An 18,972-nucleotide genomic window follows, 5' to 3' on the forward strand; every position below is an offset into this window, starting at 1 on the left:
GAACTCCGTTCCTGTGGAGGTCATGTGATGATTTCGGTTGTGTGGAAACCGGACGGTGTCCGTTGTGCGGAGACCGGGCCCCGCCCGGGGGCCGTCACCAGGTGACGGGCAGTTCGTGGGCTCCGTAGATGACCATGTCGCTGCGCATCCGGACCTCCTCCGGGGGCACGGCGAGCCGCAGCCCCGGGAACCGGCGGAGCAGTCCGCGGTAGCCCGCCACCAGCTCGATCCTGGCCAGATGCTGCCCCAGACACTGATGGATGCCGTAGCCGAAGGCGAGGTGGCTGCTGCGGGGCCGTCCGACGTCGAGCGTGTCCGGGTCGTCCACCAGCGCCGGGTCCCGGTTCGCCGCCGGGACCGAGACGGCCACGGACTGGCCCGCCGCGACGGTGACACCGCCGACGACGACGTCCTCCAGCGCGATACGGACGGGGAAGGCGTTGACGATGCTCAGGTAGCGCAGCAGCTCCTCGACGGCCTGGGGGAGGAGCGACTCGTCGGCCCGCAGCCGCTCCAGTTGCTCGGGGGCGCGCAGCAGGGCGAAGGTGCCGAGGCTGAGCATGTTGGTGGTGGTCTCGTGGCCGGCGATCAGCAGCAGTCCCGCGATGCCGCCGATCTCCTCGTCGTTGAGCTCGTCGACGGCGGTCAGCAGGGAGATCAGATCGTCCCGCGGGTCCTTGCGCTTGGCCTCGACCAGGGTGCGCAGGAAGGTGTCGAGCTCGGTCTTCCCGGCGACGAACTCCTCATCGGTGCGGTCCTGGCGGAGCAGCCGTGCGGCGACGGACTGGAAGAGCTCCCGCTCCTCGTACGGCACGCCGAGCATCTCGCAGATCACCAGTGAGGGGATGGGCAGGGCGAAGTGTCGCACCAGATCGGCCGGTTTGCCCGCCGCCTCCAGCGCGTCCAGCTGGTCGGCCACGATGTCCTCGATGCGGGCCTCCAGCTCCCGCATCCGACGCACCGTGAAGTACCGCGTGAGGTGCCCCCGGTAGTGGCCGTGCTCCGGCGCGTCCATGGCCAGAAACGACCCCGCCCCGCTGCTCCGGTCCCGGCGGACCGATTCGGGGACCGGCCGCATCGTGTCGTCGCCACGCCAGCGCTCGGCGCTGAACCGGGGGTCCCGCAGCACCTCCCGCGCCTCGTGATAGCCGGTCACCAGCCAGCCGACGCTGCCGCCGGCGAACCTCAGCGGGCTGATCGGCGGCCCGGTCAGCAGTGCGCGTGCCGGGTTGATGTAGTCGTCCCGCTCTTTCGGATACGAAGGGAGGTCGTGGAGGTCTCGCAGGTCGTCATGGGTCGTGGGCATCGGAGCGTTCACGATGGCTCTCCTTCGTGATCCTCGAACTGTCCCGGGGCGAACGTCCCGGAGCCGTCAGCCGCAGCCTTCGATAGGGAACGCTACCGATAGGGTTCCCTACTGAACAGAGGGACAGATCGGCTACCGTACGGATCTGGCCAGGTTTCCGAACAGCTGGGGGAGAGGGGCACACGGATGCCGCCGCAGCGGTCCAAGACCGTGGAAGCGCTGATCGTCGGGGCGGAGCGAGCGTTCGCCGAACGCGGCTTCCACGGGGCGTCGATCGGCTACATCTGCCAGTGCGCGGGCAGGACCACCGGGGCCTTCTACTCCAACTACGACAGCAAACTGAAGCTCTTCCTCGATGTCTTCCGACGGCACAGCGACCGCACCGCCGACTACATCGGGGAGCGCATCGACGAGATGGACACCGAGCGGGACCTGGCCCCCCAGCTCGCCCGGACCTTCGCCGAGATCTTCAACGGCGAGCACCTGGACACCCGCTGGGTCTTCATCCACCTCGAATTCCGGTTGATGGCGCTCCGCGACGGCGACGCCGCCGTCGCGCTGGTGGACCACGAGAAGCGGTTCAGCCGCCGCATCGGCACCATGCTGGACGGGCTGTTCGACCGGGCCGGCCACCGGCCCGCCCTGCGGGGCACCGAACTGGCCGCGCTGCTCGGCGCGATGACGCGGGGCATCAAGCTGGACCGGGGCATCTACGCGGCGGGCGGTGTCGACGACCCGCTCTCCACCGACCAGGTGGCGAGGGCGCTGGAGGGCCTGTTCCGTTCGGTGGCCTGAAGGCCGGTCCCGAGCCGTTCGGCGTGGTGCTTCGTCAAGCGGCTGAACGCTGATGTGTGTCCTGAGGGTCAGCCCGCCCGGCGGAAGCTGTCGATGGGGCCGCCGAAGCCGCCCTCGGGGCCCTTCCAGTTGATCGCCAGCGCGTCGTCGCCCTTCATCCCGACGGTGCCCTGGCCCCGCCCTCCATCGCTGCCGCCCTTGCACGACAGGGTCAGGGATGGCTCGTCCTCGCCGCCCTTCTGACCGGGCTCGAGCGTGCCCGTGCAGTCGAGCTTCGGGCCCTTCGCCGTGACCTTGCCGTCCGCGATGGTGAGGGTCTCCAGGTCGTCGGCGGACTTCGCCGCCACGATGGACTTCCAGGAGCCCGCCGAGCGCTCCATGACCGTGCCCCGGGCCGACGGGCCCGAACTCGGCGACCGCTGGGCGGACTGAGTGGCCTTGGTGGCTCCGCCGCTCGGCTTCGATTCCTTCTTCCCGTCGTCGCCGCCTCCGCAGCCGCTGACGACAAGGCCGACAATGACCGAAGCGACCGCCATGTGCACTGCCTTGCGCACGTGAACTCCTTTCCCCGTACAACTGAGCACGTCAACCTAACAGGCCCCGCCACGCCCCCATGAAGGGCCCTGGCCTGCGCGGACACTCCCGATGCGACAGGCCCGCCCCCGCGAAACCGGCCTGATACGTACGGCACCGGCCGAGGCCCCGTGTACCGGTCAATAAAGTACGTCGGAGCGCGGATCGCCGATCGGCCCGCGCGGGACGACGTGGCGCGGGGGTGAGGAGGAGTACGGCTGTGGAGGCACGGGCGCACACCGGGCGGCTGGACGAGCTGCTGCACGAGGTGCGGCGGCAGATGAGCCGGGGGACCGGGGCGGATCCGCGGCCGGTACTCGACTGGCTGGGCCGGCAGATCGACGCCCATGTCGCGCTGGTCGGCGGCGCGGGCGCGGTCGAGACCTCCACCGCGCGCTTCCCGCGGCAGATCCTGCCCGCGCTCGAACCGACGCTGGCACGGCTGTCCGGCGGGCAGATGGCCGCGGCGGCCACCGAGAGCGGCGCCCTTCAGGTGCGTCTCGAGGCGCTCGGCCCGCACGCGCCACGCCCCGTGCTGGTGGTGGCGGGCACCTCGGCGCCCACCCGCGAAGCGGCGTCGCTGGTGTCGCACGCCGGGAGTCTCATCGCGCTCCTGGACCGGGCGCGGGGCGCGGACACCACCTTCCGCGGCTACCAGTACAAGGCGCGCCAGCTGCGGTTCGCCGTCTTCAGCGCCTTGCTCGCGGGAGATCTCACCCTGGCCCGCCGGATGACCACCGGCGCCGTCCCCGCGCTGCTGGACGCGGAGCGGCTGCGCGTCTATCTGCTGCACTGCCCGCCGGAGGACCGGGACCGGCTGGCGCAGACCTACCAGGACGGCTCGGGGTATCACGGCACGGGTCTGATGGTGCACTGCCCGGCCTTCAAGGAGCACCTCATCTGTCTCGTCGCGGACGGGTCCGCGGACGGGTCCGACGACGGGTCCACCGACGAGGCCGACGGCCGGTTCGACGCCGAGCCCGACGCCGCCCCCCACGGCTCCGCCGCCGACGCCGAGACGGCCCACGGCCAGGGTGCGGTGCTGCGCCGCCTGGTGCGGGACAACCCGCACTACGCGCTGGGCATCAGCAGCCCGTATCCGCTCGGCGCGACGGCCGAGGCGTACGGACAGGCTCTGCACGCCCTCGCGGCGGCGCGCCATACGCCCGAGCGGGTGGCCGCGTACCTCGGCCGGACACCGCTGATGCCCCTGCTGTCCCACGCGGAGGCGGACACCTGGGCCCACGCCCTGCTGCGGCCGCTGGGGTCCACCCCGAGAGCCACCCTGGACATCACCCGGCTCGCCGTCACCTTCCCCCGGTCCGCCGTGGCCCGGCTGCTGGACATCAGCCGCAACACCGTGTCCCACCACCTCAGCCGGGTGGAGGCCAGCCTCGGCCTGGACCTGGGCGACGTACGCACCCGGGCCGCACTCGACCTGGCCTTCTGCCTGACCGGAGGGCAGCCCGATGGCGGCTTCGGCGCCCAGCGCGGGCGGCCGGTGCCCACCCTGGACGAGCTGTTCCGCACCGAGCCCACCCACGCCTGGGCGCGGGAGTTCCTCCGCCCGCTCCAGGACACCCGCTCCCGCGATCTGCACACCACCCTGCGCGCCTGGATCGACGCGAACACCGACGCCCAGCGGACCGCCCGCCGTCTCGGTCTCAGCCGGAACACCGTCAGGGCCCATCTGCGGGCCGCCGAACACCTGCTCGGCCGGGACCTGCTCACCACCGGCTCCGGGATCCACGACCTGGTGCACGCCCTGCACATCACCGGGCTCCACCCGGCGGACTGACTGCGCACCGTGCACATGTCGCGGGCGGGCGATGCGCACCGTGCACCGTTGTCCGCCTGCATGATCGGCTTTAGCGTCACTCCTGCCGCACCGCGCGGGAACGAAGCCCCGCCTCCCAGCGTGGCGGGCGGTCTGTATCACCACGAGGGGAGTGATGCAGACCGGCGCCGTACGGTGCTCACAGCTCCGAGGGCCTCTTTCCCGCGGTGGGCGTGGTTCGCGCTCGGGGACGTGCCGGTACACGTCCCCGAGTGACGGCGAGCACCGCACCCGACAACAGCACCAGGGCGCCCAGTGCCTGCAGACCGCCGAAGGACTCGCCCAGGAAGACCATGGCGCACACGGTGTTGACCACCGGGACCATGAACATCATCAAGGACGCGGACGCGGGACCCACCGCACCCACTCCCCGGTAGTACAGGAGATTGGCCACGGCGGCCGGGCCGATGGCGAGGAACACCACGTTCAGCCAGAGGCCGGTAGGCAGTCCGTCCCAGTGCACCTCGCCGAGGTCGGGTGCGGCGAGCGCCCCCAGCAGCACCGCCCCCGCACACGTCGCGTACGTGGTGGCGCGCAGCGGGTCGATCCCGGCCAGCACCCGGGGCCCGATCAGCGTGTACGCGGCCCAGCACACCGCGCTGAGCAGATACAGCAGATCGCCCGAGAGCCGGGTGGTGCCGCCGTGTGCGCTGCCGCCCGCGCCGAAGAAGAACACCACCGCCCCGGCGAGCCCGAGTGCGAGCCCCGCCAGCCGCCCCCCGGAGGCCCGCTCACGGCCGGTGACCAGGAGGAAGGCGCTGGTGAGCACCGGGCTGAGGACGGGGATGACGATACCCGCGTCGAGCGAGGGCGCCAGGGACAGCCCCCAGAAGAAGAAGCCGTTGTAGGCGAAGACCCCCAGGACGCCCGCGAGCGCCGCCCGCCGCCCGCCGCCACGCGCGGAAACCGGGGTGGCCGCCGGTTTGCCGAAGACCGCCAACGCCGCCAGCAGGGCGACCGCCCCGCCACCGAAGCGCAGCAGCGCCGCCACGGAGTGCGGCAGCTGGGCCACCACCGACTTGGAGCTGGAGAAGGCGCTGCCCCACAGCAGCATGGTGACCGTGAGCAGGAGGTACGGGCTCTTCCATCCCTTGTCTTCAGGCATGTCCCGACCCTGGCCCGTGGCCTCGCCTCCGGTCTTGAACGCTGGTGCGCCGCCCCGGCGCCACCCGTTCCGTATCGCCACCCTGTCCGTTGCGTGAGGAATACCCCGTCCCGAGATGTGGAACCGGGTAGGTGTCACCCGTGGCACCAGAGCCTCGGCAGCCGACCCGCGACCCGGACCGTCCACGACGGTTCCCGCTTCGGAAGGTGGTAGGTGGTCCCGTTGAACACCGCTGACCAGGAGACACCCCGCGAGCGCGAGGAGTTCCGCCGCTCCGCGCCGCACTTCGCCGACCGGATCACCGCCGACGGCCGGGACGGCTGGCCGGTGGAGGCCGGGCGCTATCGGCTGGTGGTCAGCCGGGCCTGCCCCTGGGCGAGCCGCGCGCTGGTCTCACGGCGGCTGCTCGGCCTGGAGCCGGCCCTGTCGCTGGCCGTCACCGACCCCATCCAGGACGAGCGGAGCTGGCGCTTCACCCTGGACCCGGGGGACCGGGACCCGGTGCTGGGTATCGGGTTCCTCAGCGAGGCGTACGACGCCCGCGAGACGGGATATCCGGGCGGGGTGAGCGTGCCCGCGGTGGTGGACGTGCCCAGTGGCCAACTGGTCACCAACGACTACCACCGGATCACCCTGGACCTCGCCACCGAGTGGACCGCCCTCCATCGCGAGGGCGCCCCGGATCTGTACCCCGAGGAGCACCGCGACGAGATCGACGACGTGGCGGAGGGCATCTACCGCGATGTGAACAACGGTGTGTACCGCGCGGGCTTCGCCGAGCACCAGCACACCTACGACGACGCGTACCGACGGCTCTTCGCCCGCCTCGACGAGCTGTCCGAGCGGCTGGCCACGCGGCGGTATCTGGTCGGCGACACCATCACCGAGGCCGACATCCGGCTGTTCACCACGCTGGTCCGGTTCGACGCCGTGTACCACGGCCACTTCAAGTGCAACCGCAACAAGCTCAGCGAGGACCCGGTGCTGTGGGGGTATGTCCGCGACCTCTTCCAGACGCCGGGTTTCGGGGACACCGTCGACTTCGACCACATCAAGCGCCACTACTACCAGGTGCACACCAACATCAACCCCCGCCGCATCGTCCCGCTCGGCCCCGACCTCTCCGGGTGGCTGACGCCGCATCACCGGGAGGAGCTGGGCGGGCGCCCGTTCGGCGACGGCACCGCACCCGGGCCGGTGCCGGACGGCGAGGTGGTGCCGGAAGAGGGCCGGGTGGCTTGAAGTCGCACATGTCGCATTCCCGTGCCGCCCGGCGCCGCATGTCGCTTCGTTCGCCCGGTCTTCAAGTGATCGGCACACCTGTTACACAGATGCCATGTGTGCGCCCCGGCCGGCGTGCCACCTCGGCCCCAGCCGCGGCGGCCAGGCCCGACATGACGCGCGTCACCTCGCACAAGGGACGCGGTGTCAGGTGAGTTCGGTGACCTTTCTGTGAGGGAACGGCGTCGATGAGGTGCGCGCATGTGCCTGCCGTGTGATCGGAAAGTGGCGGAATGCCCGGTTCCGGGCCGTGGCTGATTCGCAGCGTTGGCGAGCCCCGTGATTACATCCGTTTCCGCGCTAAGGCATCCACGGATCCCCGGTTCCCACCGGAACCCCGTGACCATGCCGTGGGTGCCGATTCCCCTCGGCACCCATGCGCTGTTGCAAGCTCAACGAGACAGTCACCCAAGGGAGACGCAACAATGAACAACGCGCCCAAGGTCGCGACCCAGGAGATCTCCGACGCCGAACTGGACAACGTGGCCGGCGGGATCGGCAACCCGGTGGGCGACGTCCTCGGCACCGTCGACACCGTCACCGGCCCGGTGACCGGCGCCGTCGGCACCGCTACCGGCACGGTTGACGGTCTCACCGGCCTGAACACCACCGGCATCGTCGGTGGGGTCGTCGGCAGCCTCTGAGGCTGACGCACCGCCTTCCCTGTGCCCCGGGCCTGCCTGGTCCGGGGCACTCGGCGGTCCACGGACCCCTTTTCGATCACTCCCTTCGCGGTTGAGGAAAGACTCTCGTGCAGTTCCGCCAGCAGGCCCTCTCCAAGGCGCAGTCGGCAGAGGACATCGACCTGCCGGTGCGCTACGCCCGTCCCCAGGGATGGCTGGCACTGGCGGTCACGGTGGTGGTCATGGCCGGGGCCGCCGTATGGGCCGTCACGGGCACCGTGTCCAACACCCTCGACGCCACCGGGATCCTCACCCACGGCCAGGGCAGCTATGTGCTGCAGAGCCCGATCGCGGGCCAGGTGACCTCCGTTCTCGCACAGGAGGGCAGCACCCTCCCGGCGGGCGCGCCGCTGCTGAAGGTCCGCACCGCCCGTGGCACCACGGTCGTGCGCACCATCGCCGCCGGCCGGCTCACCACCCTCTCCGCCTCGATCGGCTCCGTGCTGAACACCGGCGCGAACGTGGCCTCCGTGGAGCGGGTCCGCCACTCCGACGACCCTCTGGTCGCGACCCTGTACGTCCCCGCGGACCGGGCGGCCTCGGTGCGGGTGGGCGCGTCGGTCGACCTCAGTGTGCAGTCCGCGCCGACGCAGACCTACGGTGTGCTCCGCGGTGAGGTGCGGGCCGTGGGCCGGACCGCCCAGTCCAGCCAGCAGATCGGCTCCTACCTCGGCAGTGAGCAACTCGGCGAGGAGTTCTCCAAGCACGGCCCGCCGGTCGCCGTCCAGGTACGCCTCGACCGCGAGCGCGGCACCCGCTCCGGCTACCGCTGGTCGTCCCCCGAGGGCCCGCCGTTCGCCCTCGGCTCCATGACCCTGACCGACGGCACCGTCCACCTGGACGCCCAGCACCCCATCGATTGGCTGCTCCCGTGACCGCGACGAACGAGGCCGGACCGCCCCGGCCCGCACCCGCCGGAAGCAGCGGGGCACGCCGCCCCCAGCCGGCCCGCGGACGGCGGCGCGCCCCGCGTGGCGGAGCCGGGCCGAGGAAACCCCGGCGCCGTACCGTACGCACCCCCACCGTGCTCCAGATGGAGGCCCTGGAGTGCGGTGCGGCGTCGCTCGCCATGGTGCTCGGACACTACGGGCGCCATGTGCCGCTGGAGGAGCTCCGGATCGCCTGCGGGGTCTCCCGGGACGGCTCGCGCGCCAGCAATCTACTCAAGGCCGCCCGGGCTTACGGCCTGCGCGCCAAGGGCATGCAGATGGAGCCCGAGGCCCTCGTGGAGGTCCAGGCCCCGGCCATCCTGTTCTGGGAGTTCAACCACTACGTCGTCTACGACGGCATGGGGCGGCGGTTCGGCAGGCGCGGCGTCCACATCAACGACCCCGACAAGGGGCGCCGCTTCGTCCCCATCGAGGAGTTCGACACCAGCTTCACCGGTGTGGTCCTGGTCTTCGAACCCGAGGACTCCTTCCGCCGGGGCGGGCGCCGCCCCGGGGTGCTGGGCGCCCTGCCCCCGCGCATGCGCGGCACCACCGGCACCCTGCTCGCGTCGCTGCTGGCCAGCCTGCTGCTGGTGGCGGTGGGGGCCGCGGTCCCGGCGCTCAGCCGCACCTTCATCGACACCTTCCTGATCGCCGGCCAGGACTCGACGCTCCAGCCGCTGTTCGCGTCCATGGCCGTGGCGGTGGTCCTCACCGCCGTGCTCACCGGTGTCCAGCAGGCGAACCTGCTGCGCGGGCGCATCATCTCCTCCACCCTCAGCAGCGCGCGGTTCCTGCGCCATCTGCTGCGGCTGCCCGTCACCTTCTTCGCCCAGCGCAGCCCGGCCGACCTGGTCCAGCGGCTGCGCTCCAACGACACCGTCGCCGAGACGCTCGCCCGCGATCTGGCCGCCGCTGCCGTCGACGGGGTCGTCGTGGTGCTCTACGCCGTGCTGCTGTGGGCCTACGACCCCCAACTCACCGTCATCGGCGTCGGGTTGGCGCTGCTCAACGTGGTGGCGATACGGGTGGTGGTGCGGCTGCGGGCCACCAGGACCCAGAAGCTGCGGGCCGACACCGCGCGGCTGACCACCACCTCGTACACCGGTCTCCAGCTCATCGAGACGGTGAAGGCCACCGGTGGCGAGGCGGGCTACTTCCGCCGCTGGGCCGGTCAGCACGCGATCACCCTGGAGGAGCAGCAGCGCCTCGGCGTGCCGAGTTCCGTACTGGCCGTGGTCGCCCCCACCCTCGCCACGCTCAACAGCGCCCTCATCCTCTGGATCGGCGGGCTGCGGGCCGTCGAGGGCCATATCTCCATCGGTCTGCTGGTGGCCTTCCAGGCGCTGGTGGCCCGCTTCACCGCGCCCATCACCCGGCTCAACTCAGTGGCCGGGCGCATCCAGGACTTCTCCGCCGACGTGGCCCGGCTCAAGGACGTGGAGAACTTCCCGGTGGACTCCCTCTACACCCGCGACGAGCCGCGCGAGGACACCCGCCGGCTGACCGGGCAGGTGACCCTGGAGAACATCACCTTCGGCTACAACCCGCTGGACGAGCCGCTGCTGCGCGACTTCTCGCTGTTCGTCGGCCCCGGTCGGCAGGTGGCGCTGGTCGGCGCCTCCGGCAGCGGCAAGTCCACCGTCTCCCGGCTCGTCTCCGGCCTCTACACCCCCTGGGAGGGGGTCATCCGCATCGACGGACAGCGCCTGGAGGACATCCCCCGCGGCGCCCTGGCCGCCTCCGTCTCCTTCGTCGACCAGGAGATCTTCCTGTTCGAGGGGACCGTGCGGGACAACGTGGCGCTGTGGGACCCGTCGATCCCGGACGAGGCGGTGGTGGAGGCCCTGCGGGACGCCGCGCTCTACGACGATGTGATCGCACGGCGGCCGGAGGGGATCCACTGCCGGGTGGAGCAGGACGGCCGCAACTTCTCCGGCGGCCAGCGGCAGCGGCTGGAGATCGCCCGCGCCCTGGTGCGCCGCCCCAGCGTGCTGGTGCTGGACGAGGTCACCAGCGCCCTGGACGCGCGGACCGAGCAGCTCGTCATGGACAACCTGCGCCGCCGCGGCTGTGCGTGTGTGGTGATCGCCCACCGGCTCAGCACCGTGCGGGACAGCGACGAGATCCTCGTCCTGAACCGCGGCACGGTCGTCGAACGCGGACGGCACGAGGACCTCGCCGCCGCCGGAGGCCCGTACGCCGAGCTGATGAAGGAGCACTGACATGGCGTCCGTTCACCCGGCCGCGGCGGTGGCCGCGGACGGCGGCGACGCGGTGGTCCAGGCGCTGGGCGCCCTCGGCACACCCGTCGACTGCGCCGGGCTGCGCAGCCTCCCGCTGGAGGGCCCGCAGGTGCTCTGGCTCGTCGTCGGCGGTGCCCTGGACCTGTTCGCGGTCGACGCCGCCGAGGAGGGGCAGTGGCACTTCCTCGGCCGGCTCGAGACGGGCGCGGCGCTCCCCGGCCCGGTCGACGGGCCGCGCCACACCCTGCTGGGCCGGCCCTCACAGGACTGCCTGGTGCGCCGCATCCCGCTGCGCGAGCTGTACCGCCCGGAAGGCTACGACGCGTACGGCACCGGCCAGTCCGGCGATCCGTACGCCACGTACGGCGGCGGATTCCAGGACACCCCGCCCACCCCGCTGGAGCACGCCGTGGCGCTCGGGGTGAGCCGCAGCCTCGGCGTCCTCTTCCAGGCCCCGCTGGACGGCGGGGCCGCGCCCGACGCGGAGGCGGCCGACGAGGACCTGCTCTGGCTTCCGGTGCCGCCCGGCAGTGTGGCTTACGGCGCCGAGTACAGCGCCCAGGCCGCCGGTGACCTGCTGATCGACGGCGCGCTGTGGCAGCGGATGGTCAACCAGCAGTACCGCCTCGGCACCGCCGTGGACCGCTGGATCGAGACCATGGAGCGGGCCCACGCCGACCGCACGGCGGCCGGTATCCGGGCCGGTGAGGCCGTGCGCACCCGCGCCGACCAGGCGCTGATCGCCTCCATCGGAGGGCCCCGGCGGGACCGGCGGCCGTCGGAGGAGAGCACCGACGACGCCGTGCACGCGGTGTGCCGCGCGGTGGCGGAGGCCGCCGGGATCACCCTGCCCGACCCGCCGAGGGGCCGCGCCACCGACGACCGTACGGACCCGGTGGAGCGCATCGCCGCCCACGCCCGGATCCGCACCCGGGCCGTCCGGCTGGAGGGCTCTTGGTGGCGGGAGGACGCCGGACCGCTGGTGGGCTACCGCGCCAAGTCCGGGGCCCCGGTGGCGCTGCTGTGGCGGCGCGGCCGGTACGAGGCGGTCAACCCCGCCTCCGGCCTGCGGATCCGGGTGGGCGGTGGCAACGCGGAGGAGTTCGAGCCGCGGGGCGTGATGTTCTACCGTCCGCTGCCCGACCGGCCGATGACGGTGTGGCGGCTGATGCGCTTCAGCGTGCGCGGCGCCGCCGGGGACGTCCGCAACCTCCTGATCGGCGGGCTGGTGACGGTGGCGCTCGGCGCGCTGGTGCCGCTCGCCACCGGACAGGTGCTGGGCGGCTTCGTGCCCCGCGCCGAGAAGAGCCCCATCGTCCAGATCTCCCTGGCCCTGATCGTCGCCGGCGTCGTGGCGGCCGCCTTCATGCTGCTGCAGAACCTGACCCTGCTGCGCCTCGAGGGGCGGCTGGAGTCCACCCTCCAGCCCGCGGTGTGGGACCGGCTGCTGCGGCTGCCCACCACCTTCTTCGCCCAGCGCTCCACCGGAGAGCTGGCCAGCGCGGCACTCGGCATCAGCACCATGCGCCGGGTGATGTCCGGGATCGCCCCGACGATCCTCCAGGCCGGCACCGTGGGCGCGATGAACCTCGCCCTGCTGCTGTACTACAGCGCCTCGCTGGCGCTCGCGGTGATCGCCGTACTGCTGGTGGTCTCCGGGGTCTTCCTCGGGATGGGGCTGTGGCAGGTGCGCTGGCAACGACGGCTGGTGGAGAGCGAGAACAAGCTCAACAACCAGGCGTTCCAGACCCTGCGCGGCCTGCCCAAGCTGCGGGTCGCCGCGGCCGAGAACTTCGCCTACGCGGCCTGGGCCCGTGGCTTCGCCCACTCCCGCGATCTGCACCAGCGCACCGGGCGCATCAAGAACCTCACCCAGGTGCTGGACTCCGTCTACCTCCCGCTGGTCTCCCTCGCCGTGTTCATGCTGCTGGCCGGTCCGGCGCGGGGGAGCATGTCGGCGGGCGCCTTCCTGACCTTCAACACCTCGGTGACCATGCTGCTCACCTCCCTCACGCAGCTCACCAACTCCCTGGTCTCGGTGGTCGCCGTCCTGCCCATGTTCGAGCAGGTCAAGCCGATCCTGGACGAGCCGCCCGAGGTGCGCGGCGGCAGCGCCCAGCCGGGGCAGCTCTCCGGTGACCTCCGGGCCCGAAACCTCACCTTCCGCTACGGCGACGACGGGCCACTGGTGCTCGACGATGTCTCGCTGGAGATCCGGCCGGGCGAGTTCGTGGCCGTCGTCGGCCCGAGCGGCTGCGGCAAGTCGACCCTGCTGCGGTTGCTCATCGGCTTCGAACGGCCGGTGTCCGGCAGCGTGCTCTACGACGGCCAGGACCTCGCCGCCCTCGACCAGGCGGCCGTGCGCCGCCAGTGCGGGGTGGTCCTCCAGAACGCCCAGCCCTTGGGCGGCACGATCCTCGACTGCATCCGCGGCGCCGAGCCGTACACCCCCGAGGAGGCCATGGAGGCCGCCGAACTGGCGGGTCTGGCCGAGGACATCCGGCAGATGCCCATGGGGCTCCAGACCATGATCTCCGGCAGCGGCGCCATCTCCGGCGGCCAGCGGCAGCGGCTGATGATCGCCCAAGCGCTCATCCGCCGTCCGCGCATCCTCTTCTTCGACGAGGCCACCAGCGCGCTGGACAACGAGACCCAGCGCATCGTCATCGACAGCACCCGCCGGCTCAACGCCAGCCGGCTGGTGATCGCACACCGGCTGTCGACCGTCATGGACGCCGACCGGGTGCTGGTCATGGAGGACGGCCGGATCGTGGAGCAGGGCGCCCCGGCCGAGCTGATGGCCGTCGCGGGCGGCAAGCTGCACGAGCTGGTGCGCCGCCAGACGCTCTAGGGGCGTCATCCCGGCGGTCAGCCGTGGTGGGCCGCCCAGGCGTCGATCCGGTCCCGCATCCGGACCGCGAGATCCGGCCCGGCGGCCGAGAAGCGGAGCGAGTCCGCGGCGATGCGGGCGAGGTCGCTGGCGCTCAGGCCGTAGCGGCTGTGCGCCGTGGCGTACTCGTCGAGGATGCCGATGCCGTACAGATACGGCGCGTCGCTGTTCAGCGTCACCGGGATGCCCGCACGGACCAGGGCCGGAAGCGGATGGGCCGCGGCCGACTCGACGGCCTTGAGCATGACGTTGCCGGTGATGGCGATGTCCAGGCAGATGCGCCGCTCGGCCAGCTCGCGGACGAGCTCGAGGTCCTCGACGGCGCGCACCCCGTGGCACACCCGATCGGGGGAGAGAAGGTCCACGGTGTTGCGCACGCTCGAGGCGGGACCGCTCTCCCCGGCGTGCGGCACCACTGCGAGACCTCCCTCGCGCGCGACGCGGAACGCCTCGGCGAAGTCGTCGGCGGGACGGCCCGCCTCGTTTCCGGTCAGGCCCATCGCCACGACGCCGTGGTCGCGGCGGCGGACGGCGAGCGCGGCCACCTCGGCCGCCTCCACCGGGCTCCGGTCGCGCCCGATCCCCAGGATGATGCCGCCGTCGCCGCTTGCCGCGGCCAGGCCGTCCAGCGCGGCCTCCACCAGGGCCTCGGGCGGGCCCAGTCGACCCCGGTAGAGGTGTGGGCCCAGGTGGAGTTCCGTCCAGACGACACCCGCGTCCAAAGCCGCGTCGAAGACCTCCTTGACCACCCGGCGTAGATCCTCCAGCGATCCCACAAGCGCGCGGCAGCTCTCATAGGCGTGGTTGAACTCCGGCCATGTCGGATACGCGTCGCTCAGCGGCGGCATCGGCAGTCCGTACCGCTCGCTGAACTCCCGCGCGGTGTCCGGGCGCATCGCGGCCTCGGTGTGCAGATGCAGTTCGGCCTTCGGCAGGGTCAGGAAGTCGGCCGCGGCCAGTGGTTTCCGCTCCATCAGGGGGCCTTGGCCTCCCAACGCACCGTCAGCCGTTCCGCCGTGCCGACCAGTGCGTAGAAGACGATCGCGATGGCGGACGCGATGACCATCACGGCGTACAACTGTGGGGTGTTGAAGTTGTAGGTGGTCTGGATGATGAGATAGCCGAGGCCCTGCTGGGAGCCGATCCACTCGGCCACGATCGCCCCGATCACACAGTTACCGGTGGCGATCTTCAGCGAGGAGAAGAGATACGGCAGCGAGGCGTACATCCGCACCTTGAACAGGACCTCCCAGGAAGAGGCGGACAGCACCCGCAGCAGCTCCAGCGACTGCTTGTCCACCGCCTGGAGCCCGCGCACCATGTTGACCAGGGTGGGGAAGAAGGAGATCAGCGCGCCGATGGCCACCTTCGGGGCATAGCCGTTGCCCATCATGATGACGAGGACGGGCGCGATGGCCACGATGGGTATGGTGCGGATGAACAGCGCGACGGGCATCAGCGCCCGCTCCACCGGCCGGTAGTGGACGAAGACGACGGCCAGCAGTACCGCCACCGCGTTGCCCACCGCGAAGCCCAGAGCGGATTCGATGACGGTCGGCCAGGCGTTGTCCATCAGCAGGGCCGAGTCCTCGGTCAGGGAGCGCCAGATGTCCGAGGGCATCGGCAGCACGTACTGGGGCACTGAGAAGACGCGACAGCCGAGCTCCCACAGGGCGAGCAGAACGAGCGCCGCGGACACCGGCAGCAGCGCGCGGAGCGCACGGGCGCCGCCGCGGACGGAACCTCGCCCGCGCCCGGCTGACGTCACATCGCCGTCGGCGGCCGCCGACGGTGTCGTGGTGGTGGCAGTCGTCATCAGCAGTCCTCCAGCAGGCGGCGAAGGCGGGCGGCGAGCGCGGTGAACTCGGGGGTCTCGCGGACGTCGAGAGTGCGTGGATGGGTCAGATCCACCGGGACCAGCTCACGGACCCGCCCCGGATGCGAGGAGAGCACCAGGACCTGCTGCGACATGAACACGGCTTCGGCGATGCTGTGGGTGACGAAGAGGATGGTGGTCCCGGTCGCTTCCCAGATGCGCAACAGCTCCTCGTTGAGCCGGTCACGGGTGATCTCGTCCAGGGCGCCGAAGGGCTCGTCCATCAGCAGCACCCGCGGTCGACACACCAGCGCGCGGGCGATCGAGACGCGCTGGCGCATTCCGCCGGACAGTTCGTGCGGATAGGCGTTCTCCCGCCCCGCGAGGCCCACCAGTGCCAGCAGTTCCTCGGGGGAGGGAGCGTCCGCCGCGTCCGGTACGGCTTTGATGCCGCCGCCGACCTGGAGCGGCAGCCGGACGTTCTCCACCGCGGTGCGCCAGGGGAGCAGCGCCGAGTCCTGGAAGACGAAGCCCAGCCGGCGGGAGGTCCGCGCCTGGTGTGCCGAGGTGCCGAGCACCGATACCGTGCCCGCGGTCGGGGTGAGCAGATCCGCCACCACGCGCAGCAGAGTGGACTTGCCGCATCCGGACGGGCCCAGGAGCGAGACGAATCCGCCGTTCTCGACGGCGAGGCTGATGTCGCGCAGGGCGGTCACCTCTCCGCGTTCGGTGGCGAAGGTGACCGTGATGTCCTTCAGCTCGACGCTGTTCCGGGGCTCGGCCCCGCCCTGCGTCGTCGTCGCGGAGTCCGTGGTGTCCGCGGCGGTCGTTGATCCGGCTGCCATGGCTGTCTTGGCTGTCACGGGAGTTCCTCCCTCGGGGGCGGTCAGCCGAGCTTGGGTCGGGATGCCGCCGTGGCCCGCAGAACGTCGGTCGTCATGACCTTGTCCACGGCCGGCGGCTTGGAGGTGAACTGCTTGAGCCGGGTGTACTGGCCGATCTGCCGCTGCCAGACGTCCCTGCTCATGGCGCCCCATCCGTCCTTGGCGGTGGCCTCGGTGAAGATGAGCTTCATCAGCACCTGGCTGGCCTTGAACTGGGATTCCTTCTTCAGGCTGGGATACTTCTTCACCAGCAGATCGACAGCCTCGTCGAGATGCCCATGAGCGTATGCATAGCCGCGTGCGGTCGCCTCCACGAATGCCTGGAGCATTTTCGGGCGCTTCTCTATCGTCGTGTCGGTGGCGAAGTAGACATTGCCGTAGAGATGGACGCCCGAGTCCCACACCCGCAGCGTCTCGTATTCGTCCAGGATGGAGAACGCCTCGAGGTTGGTGATCCAGCCCGCCATGGCATCGACCGTCCCGCGCTTGAGCGGAGTGAAGTCGGATCCGACCACCTGGACCTTGACCTTGGATTTGTCGATATTGTTCGCCGCGAGCACCGCGTCGAGGATCACATCGCCGCCCGTCTGTATGCCGACCGTTTTGCCGATGAAGTCCTCCGGCTTTCTGACCGGATTGCCGGGCAGGGAGATGTAGGCCAGCGGATGCTGTTGCACGCCCACGGCGAACGCCCGCACCGGCTGCCCCTGGGAGCGCGCCATCATGACCGCGGGGCTGGACGCGTTCTGACCGAAGGCCGCGGCACCGCCGGACACCAGCGTCACACCGTTCACATTGGGGCCACCGGGCTGGAAGGTGAGTTTGACCCCGGCCTCCTTGTACCAGCCCTTCGCCTCTGCGACGACCTCACCGAGAACGCCGTTGTCACCCGTCCAGGCGATCTGGTACTTGGCGGTGCCGCCGGCGCCGCCCGCTCCGCCGGGCCCACCACCGCAGGCCGTGACGAAACCGCCCACGGCGAGACCGCCGCCGACGGCGAGGAATCTCCGCCGGGAAACCTTGTCGCTCATGACTACCTCAATTCCGGAGGCGGAAACAACGAAACGGAACTGCTGCTTCCGATAGCTTCCTTCACTACATCAGCATTTCTTCGAACCAGCAATGGTGGAACGTCGTCGCATGTCACTGTTTACCGCGACGAAACTCACCAGCCGAGATAGACGGATTTCGACCAGGTGAAGAACTCCACGGCGGTCGGCCCCTGTTCGCGGAAGGTATTGGTGGAGGAGTCCTTGACCCCGCCGAACGGGACGTTCAAATCGAGCCCGGTGGTAGGACGGTTGACCTTGACCACCCCTGCCTGCGCCCTTGCCACGAAATGCTGGGCGGCCGCCAGATCCCGGGTACAGATACTTGCCGCGAGGCCGTAGACCGAATCGTTGACCAGGCTGATGGCCTCGTCCAGGCCCTCGGCCGGGAGAACCGCCACCACCGGACCGAAAATCTCGTCCCGGGCCGAGGAGTGGTCGGGGCCGACCCCGGCGAGCACGGTCGGCGCCAGGAACAGCCCGTCCGGTGCCGCTCCGCCTGTAACGACGGTGGCGCCCTCGGCCCGTGCCCGCTCTACCGCCGCCACATCCGTCTCCAGCTGAGAGGCGCTGACCACGGGGCCCATCGCCGTCCCTGCCGCGAGCCCGTCGCCCGGCCGGTAGTGGGCGGCCTGTGCGGCCAGCGCCTCGACGAACGCGTCATGCACCCCCGGGGTGCAGATGATCCGCGAAGAGGCCGTGCACGCCTGCCCGGTGAGACCGAAGCCCCCCGCGGCCGCCAGCGCGGCGGCTTGCTCCACATCGGCGTCGTCCAGCACCACTACGGCGTTCTTACCGCCCATCTCCAGCTGGACCCGGCCGTGACGGCGCTCGACCGTCTCACGGATCCGGTTGCCCACAGCGGTGGAGCCGGTGAAGGAAACCGCCGCCACCCGCGGGTCGGCGACCAGCGCCTCGCCCACCACCGACCCCTTGCCGTGCACCACGTTCAGCACTCCGGGCGGCAGACCCGCCTCCGTCAGGGCCGTCGTGAGATGACGCACCGACACCGGGGTCAGCTCGGCGGGCTTGACGACCACGCTGTTCCCGCTCACCAAGGCGGGCGCCATCTTCCAGGCGGGGATGGCGATGGGGAAGTTCCACGGGGTGATCAGCCCGGCCACCCCCATCGGTTCCAGCCGCGTGTGCACCGTCGTATCGGGCGTGGCACTGGGGAACGTCCGCCCGCCCAGTCGCCAGCCCGCGGAGCCGAAGTAGCGCAGCACGTCGATGGCGCGCCGCACCTCGCCGCGCGCCTCGGCCAGGGTCTTGCCCTCCTCCCGCGTCAGATCGCGGGCCACTGCCTCATGCCGGCCGCGCAGGATCTCGGCCGCGTCCATCAAAACGGTGCCCCGCGCCGGGGCGGGCAGCGCCGCCCAGCCGGGCTGCGCTCCCTCGGCGGCCGTAACCGCCTCGGTCACCGCGGCCGCGTCGGAGACGGGGGTCACCGCCACGAGGTCAGTGGGGTCCGCGGGGTTGCGGCGCTCGACCGTGGGCTCTCCCGCCGCCGAACCGGCGAGGTGGTTGGCTATCCGCAGAGCGGTGGATTCGGTCATCGGTGTGCCTCTCGGTTCATCA

General features: G+C 71.2%; 15 protein-coding genes. 7 read left to right on the forward strand and 8 right to left on the reverse strand.

Annotation, left to right across the window (positions count from 1 at the left end):
- Nucleotides 1-94: 94 nt before the first annotated feature.
- A complete protein-coding gene (locus ACZ6TD_RS43055; protein ID WP_471346992.1) occupies nt 95-1,318 on the reverse strand; it encodes a cytochrome P450 in 1,224 nt (407 codons plus the stop codon).
- A gap of 174 nt (nt 1,319-1,492) precedes the next feature.
- Between ACZ6TD_RS43055 and ACZ6TD_RS43060 the strand changes: the two genes are divergently transcribed.
- The gene (locus ACZ6TD_RS43060) at nt 1,493-2,101 is read left to right on the forward strand and encodes a TetR/AcrR family transcriptional regulator (protein ID WP_471346994.1); all 609 of its coding nucleotides are present in this window, start codon (nt 1,493-1,495) and stop codon (nt 2,099-2,101) included.
- A gap of 68 nt (nt 2,102-2,169) precedes the next feature.
- On the opposite strand, the gene ACZ6TD_RS43065 is transcribed toward ACZ6TD_RS43060, so the two are convergent.
- A complete protein-coding gene (locus ACZ6TD_RS43065; protein WP_471346996.1) occupies nt 2,170-2,655 on the reverse strand; it encodes a hypothetical protein in 486 nt (161 codons plus the stop codon).
- Nucleotides 2,656-2,894: 239 nt separating this feature from the next.
- Between ACZ6TD_RS43065 and ACZ6TD_RS43070 the strand changes: the two genes are divergently transcribed.
- Nucleotides 2,895-4,472, forward strand: a complete 1,578-nt coding sequence (locus ACZ6TD_RS43070; RefSeq protein WP_471346997.1) for a helix-turn-helix domain-containing protein — start codon at nt 2,895-2,897, stop codon at nt 4,470-4,472.
- A 178-nt stretch (nt 4,473-4,650) separates the two neighbouring features.
- Here ACZ6TD_RS43070 and ACZ6TD_RS43075 read toward each other — a convergent pair whose 3' ends face one another.
- Entirely contained in the window at nt 4,651-5,616 is a 966-nt protein-coding gene (locus ACZ6TD_RS43075) for a DMT family transporter (protein ID WP_471346999.1), read from the reverse strand.
- A gap of 222 nt (nt 5,617-5,838) precedes the next feature.
- Here ACZ6TD_RS43075 and ACZ6TD_RS43080 point away from each other — a divergent pair, with 222 nt between their 5' ends.
- The 5 genes from ACZ6TD_RS43080 to ACZ6TD_RS43100 all read left to right on the forward strand — a co-directional run bounded on the left by ACZ6TD_RS43080 (nt 5,839) and on the right by ACZ6TD_RS43100 (nt 13,606).
- Nucleotides 5,839-6,858, forward strand: a complete 1,020-nt coding sequence (locus ACZ6TD_RS43080) for a glutathione S-transferase family protein (RefSeq protein ID WP_471347001.1) — start codon at nt 5,839-5,841, stop codon at nt 6,856-6,858.
- Nucleotides 6,859-7,322: 464 nt separating this feature from the next.
- On the forward strand, nt 7,323-7,541 hold the full coding sequence (locus ACZ6TD_RS43085) for a type A2 lantipeptide (protein ID WP_137976382.1): 219 nt from the start codon (nt 7,323-7,325) through the stop codon (nt 7,539-7,541).
- 107 nt (nt 7,542-7,648) lie between these two features.
- Nucleotides 7,649-8,455 (forward strand): hypothetical protein, encoded by an 807-nt coding sequence (locus tag ACZ6TD_RS43090; RefSeq protein WP_471347002.1) that lies wholly within the window; start codon nt 7,649-7,651, stop codon nt 8,453-8,455.
- Complete coding sequence (locus ACZ6TD_RS43095) at nt 8,452-10,734, forward strand: NHLP family bacteriocin export ABC transporter peptidase/permease/ATPase subunit (protein WP_471347004.1); 2,283 nt, start codon at nt 8,452-8,454, stop codon at nt 10,732-10,734. Before ACZ6TD_RS43090 ends, ACZ6TD_RS43095 begins: the two co-directional genes overlap by 4 nt.
- Before the next feature lies 1 nt (nt 10,735).
- Nucleotides 10,736-13,606, forward strand: a complete 2,871-nt coding sequence (locus tag ACZ6TD_RS43100; RefSeq protein WP_471347005.1) for an NHLP bacteriocin export ABC transporter permease/ATPase subunit — start codon at nt 10,736-10,738, stop codon at nt 13,604-13,606.
- A gap of 17 nt (nt 13,607-13,623) precedes the next feature.
- Here ACZ6TD_RS43100 and add read toward each other — a convergent pair whose 3' ends face one another.
- The 5 genes from add to ACZ6TD_RS43125 form a co-directional block, all read right to left on the reverse strand.
- Entirely contained in the window at nt 13,624-14,619 is a 996-nt protein-coding gene (gene add / locus ACZ6TD_RS43105; RefSeq protein WP_471347007.1) for an adenosine deaminase, read from the reverse strand.
- On the reverse strand, nt 14,619-15,461 hold the full coding sequence (locus ACZ6TD_RS43110; protein ID WP_471347008.1) for an ABC transporter permease: 843 nt from the start codon (nt 15,459-15,461) through the stop codon (nt 14,619-14,621). The genes add and ACZ6TD_RS43110 overlap by 1 nt, the downstream gene beginning before the upstream one ends.
- Entirely contained in the window at nt 15,461-16,324 is an 864-nt protein-coding gene (locus tag ACZ6TD_RS43115; protein WP_471347010.1) for an ABC transporter ATP-binding protein, read from the reverse strand. The genes ACZ6TD_RS43110 and ACZ6TD_RS43115 overlap by 1 nt, the downstream gene beginning before the upstream one ends.
- Nucleotides 16,325-16,347: 23 nt before the next feature.
- The gene (locus ACZ6TD_RS43120) at nt 16,348-17,376 is read right to left on the reverse strand and encodes an ABC transporter substrate-binding protein (protein ID WP_471347011.1); all 1,029 of its coding nucleotides are present in this window, start codon (nt 17,374-17,376) and stop codon (nt 16,348-16,350) included.
- A 134-nt stretch (nt 17,377-17,510) separates the two neighbouring features.
- Entirely contained in the window at nt 17,511-18,950 is a 1,440-nt protein-coding gene (locus ACZ6TD_RS43125) for an aldehyde dehydrogenase family protein (protein WP_471347013.1), read from the reverse strand.
- Nucleotides 18,951-18,972: the final 22 nt, after the last annotated feature.

It is taken from the genome of Streptomyces yongxingensis, assembly GCF_055597465.1.

What these genes read in the sequence shown, in the direction of transcription:
- ACZ6TD_RS43060 (WP_471346994.1), top strand. Translation starts at nt 1,493, where the DNA reads ATGCCGCCGCAGCGGTCCAAGACCGTGGAAGCGCTGATCGTCGGGGCG.
- ACZ6TD_RS43075 (WP_471346999.1), bottom strand. Translation starts at nt 5,616, where the DNA reads ATGCCTGAAGACAAGGGATGGAAGAGCCCGTACCTCCTGCTCACGGTC.
- ACZ6TD_RS43085 (WP_137976382.1), top strand. Translation starts at nt 7,323, where the DNA reads ATGAACAACGCGCCCAAGGTCGCGACCCAGGAGATCTCCGACGCCGAA.
- ACZ6TD_RS43100 (WP_471347005.1), top strand. Translation starts at nt 10,736, where the DNA reads ATGGCGTCCGTTCACCCGGCCGCGGCGGTGGCCGCGGACGGCGGCGAC.
- add (WP_471347007.1), bottom strand. Translation starts at nt 14,619, where the DNA reads ATGGAGCGGAAACCACTGGCCGCGGCCGACTTCCTGACCCTGCCGAAG.
- ACZ6TD_RS43110 (WP_471347008.1), bottom strand. Translation starts at nt 15,461, where the DNA reads ATGACGACTGCCACCACCACGACACCGTCGGCGGCCGCCGACGGCGAT.
- ACZ6TD_RS43120 (WP_471347011.1), bottom strand. Translation starts at nt 17,376, where the DNA reads ATGAGCGACAAGGTTTCCCGGCGGAGATTCCTCGCCGTCGGCGGCGGT.
- ACZ6TD_RS43125 (WP_471347013.1), bottom strand. Translation starts at nt 18,950, where the DNA reads ATGACCGAATCCACCGCTCTGCGGATAGCCAACCACCTCGCCGGTTCG.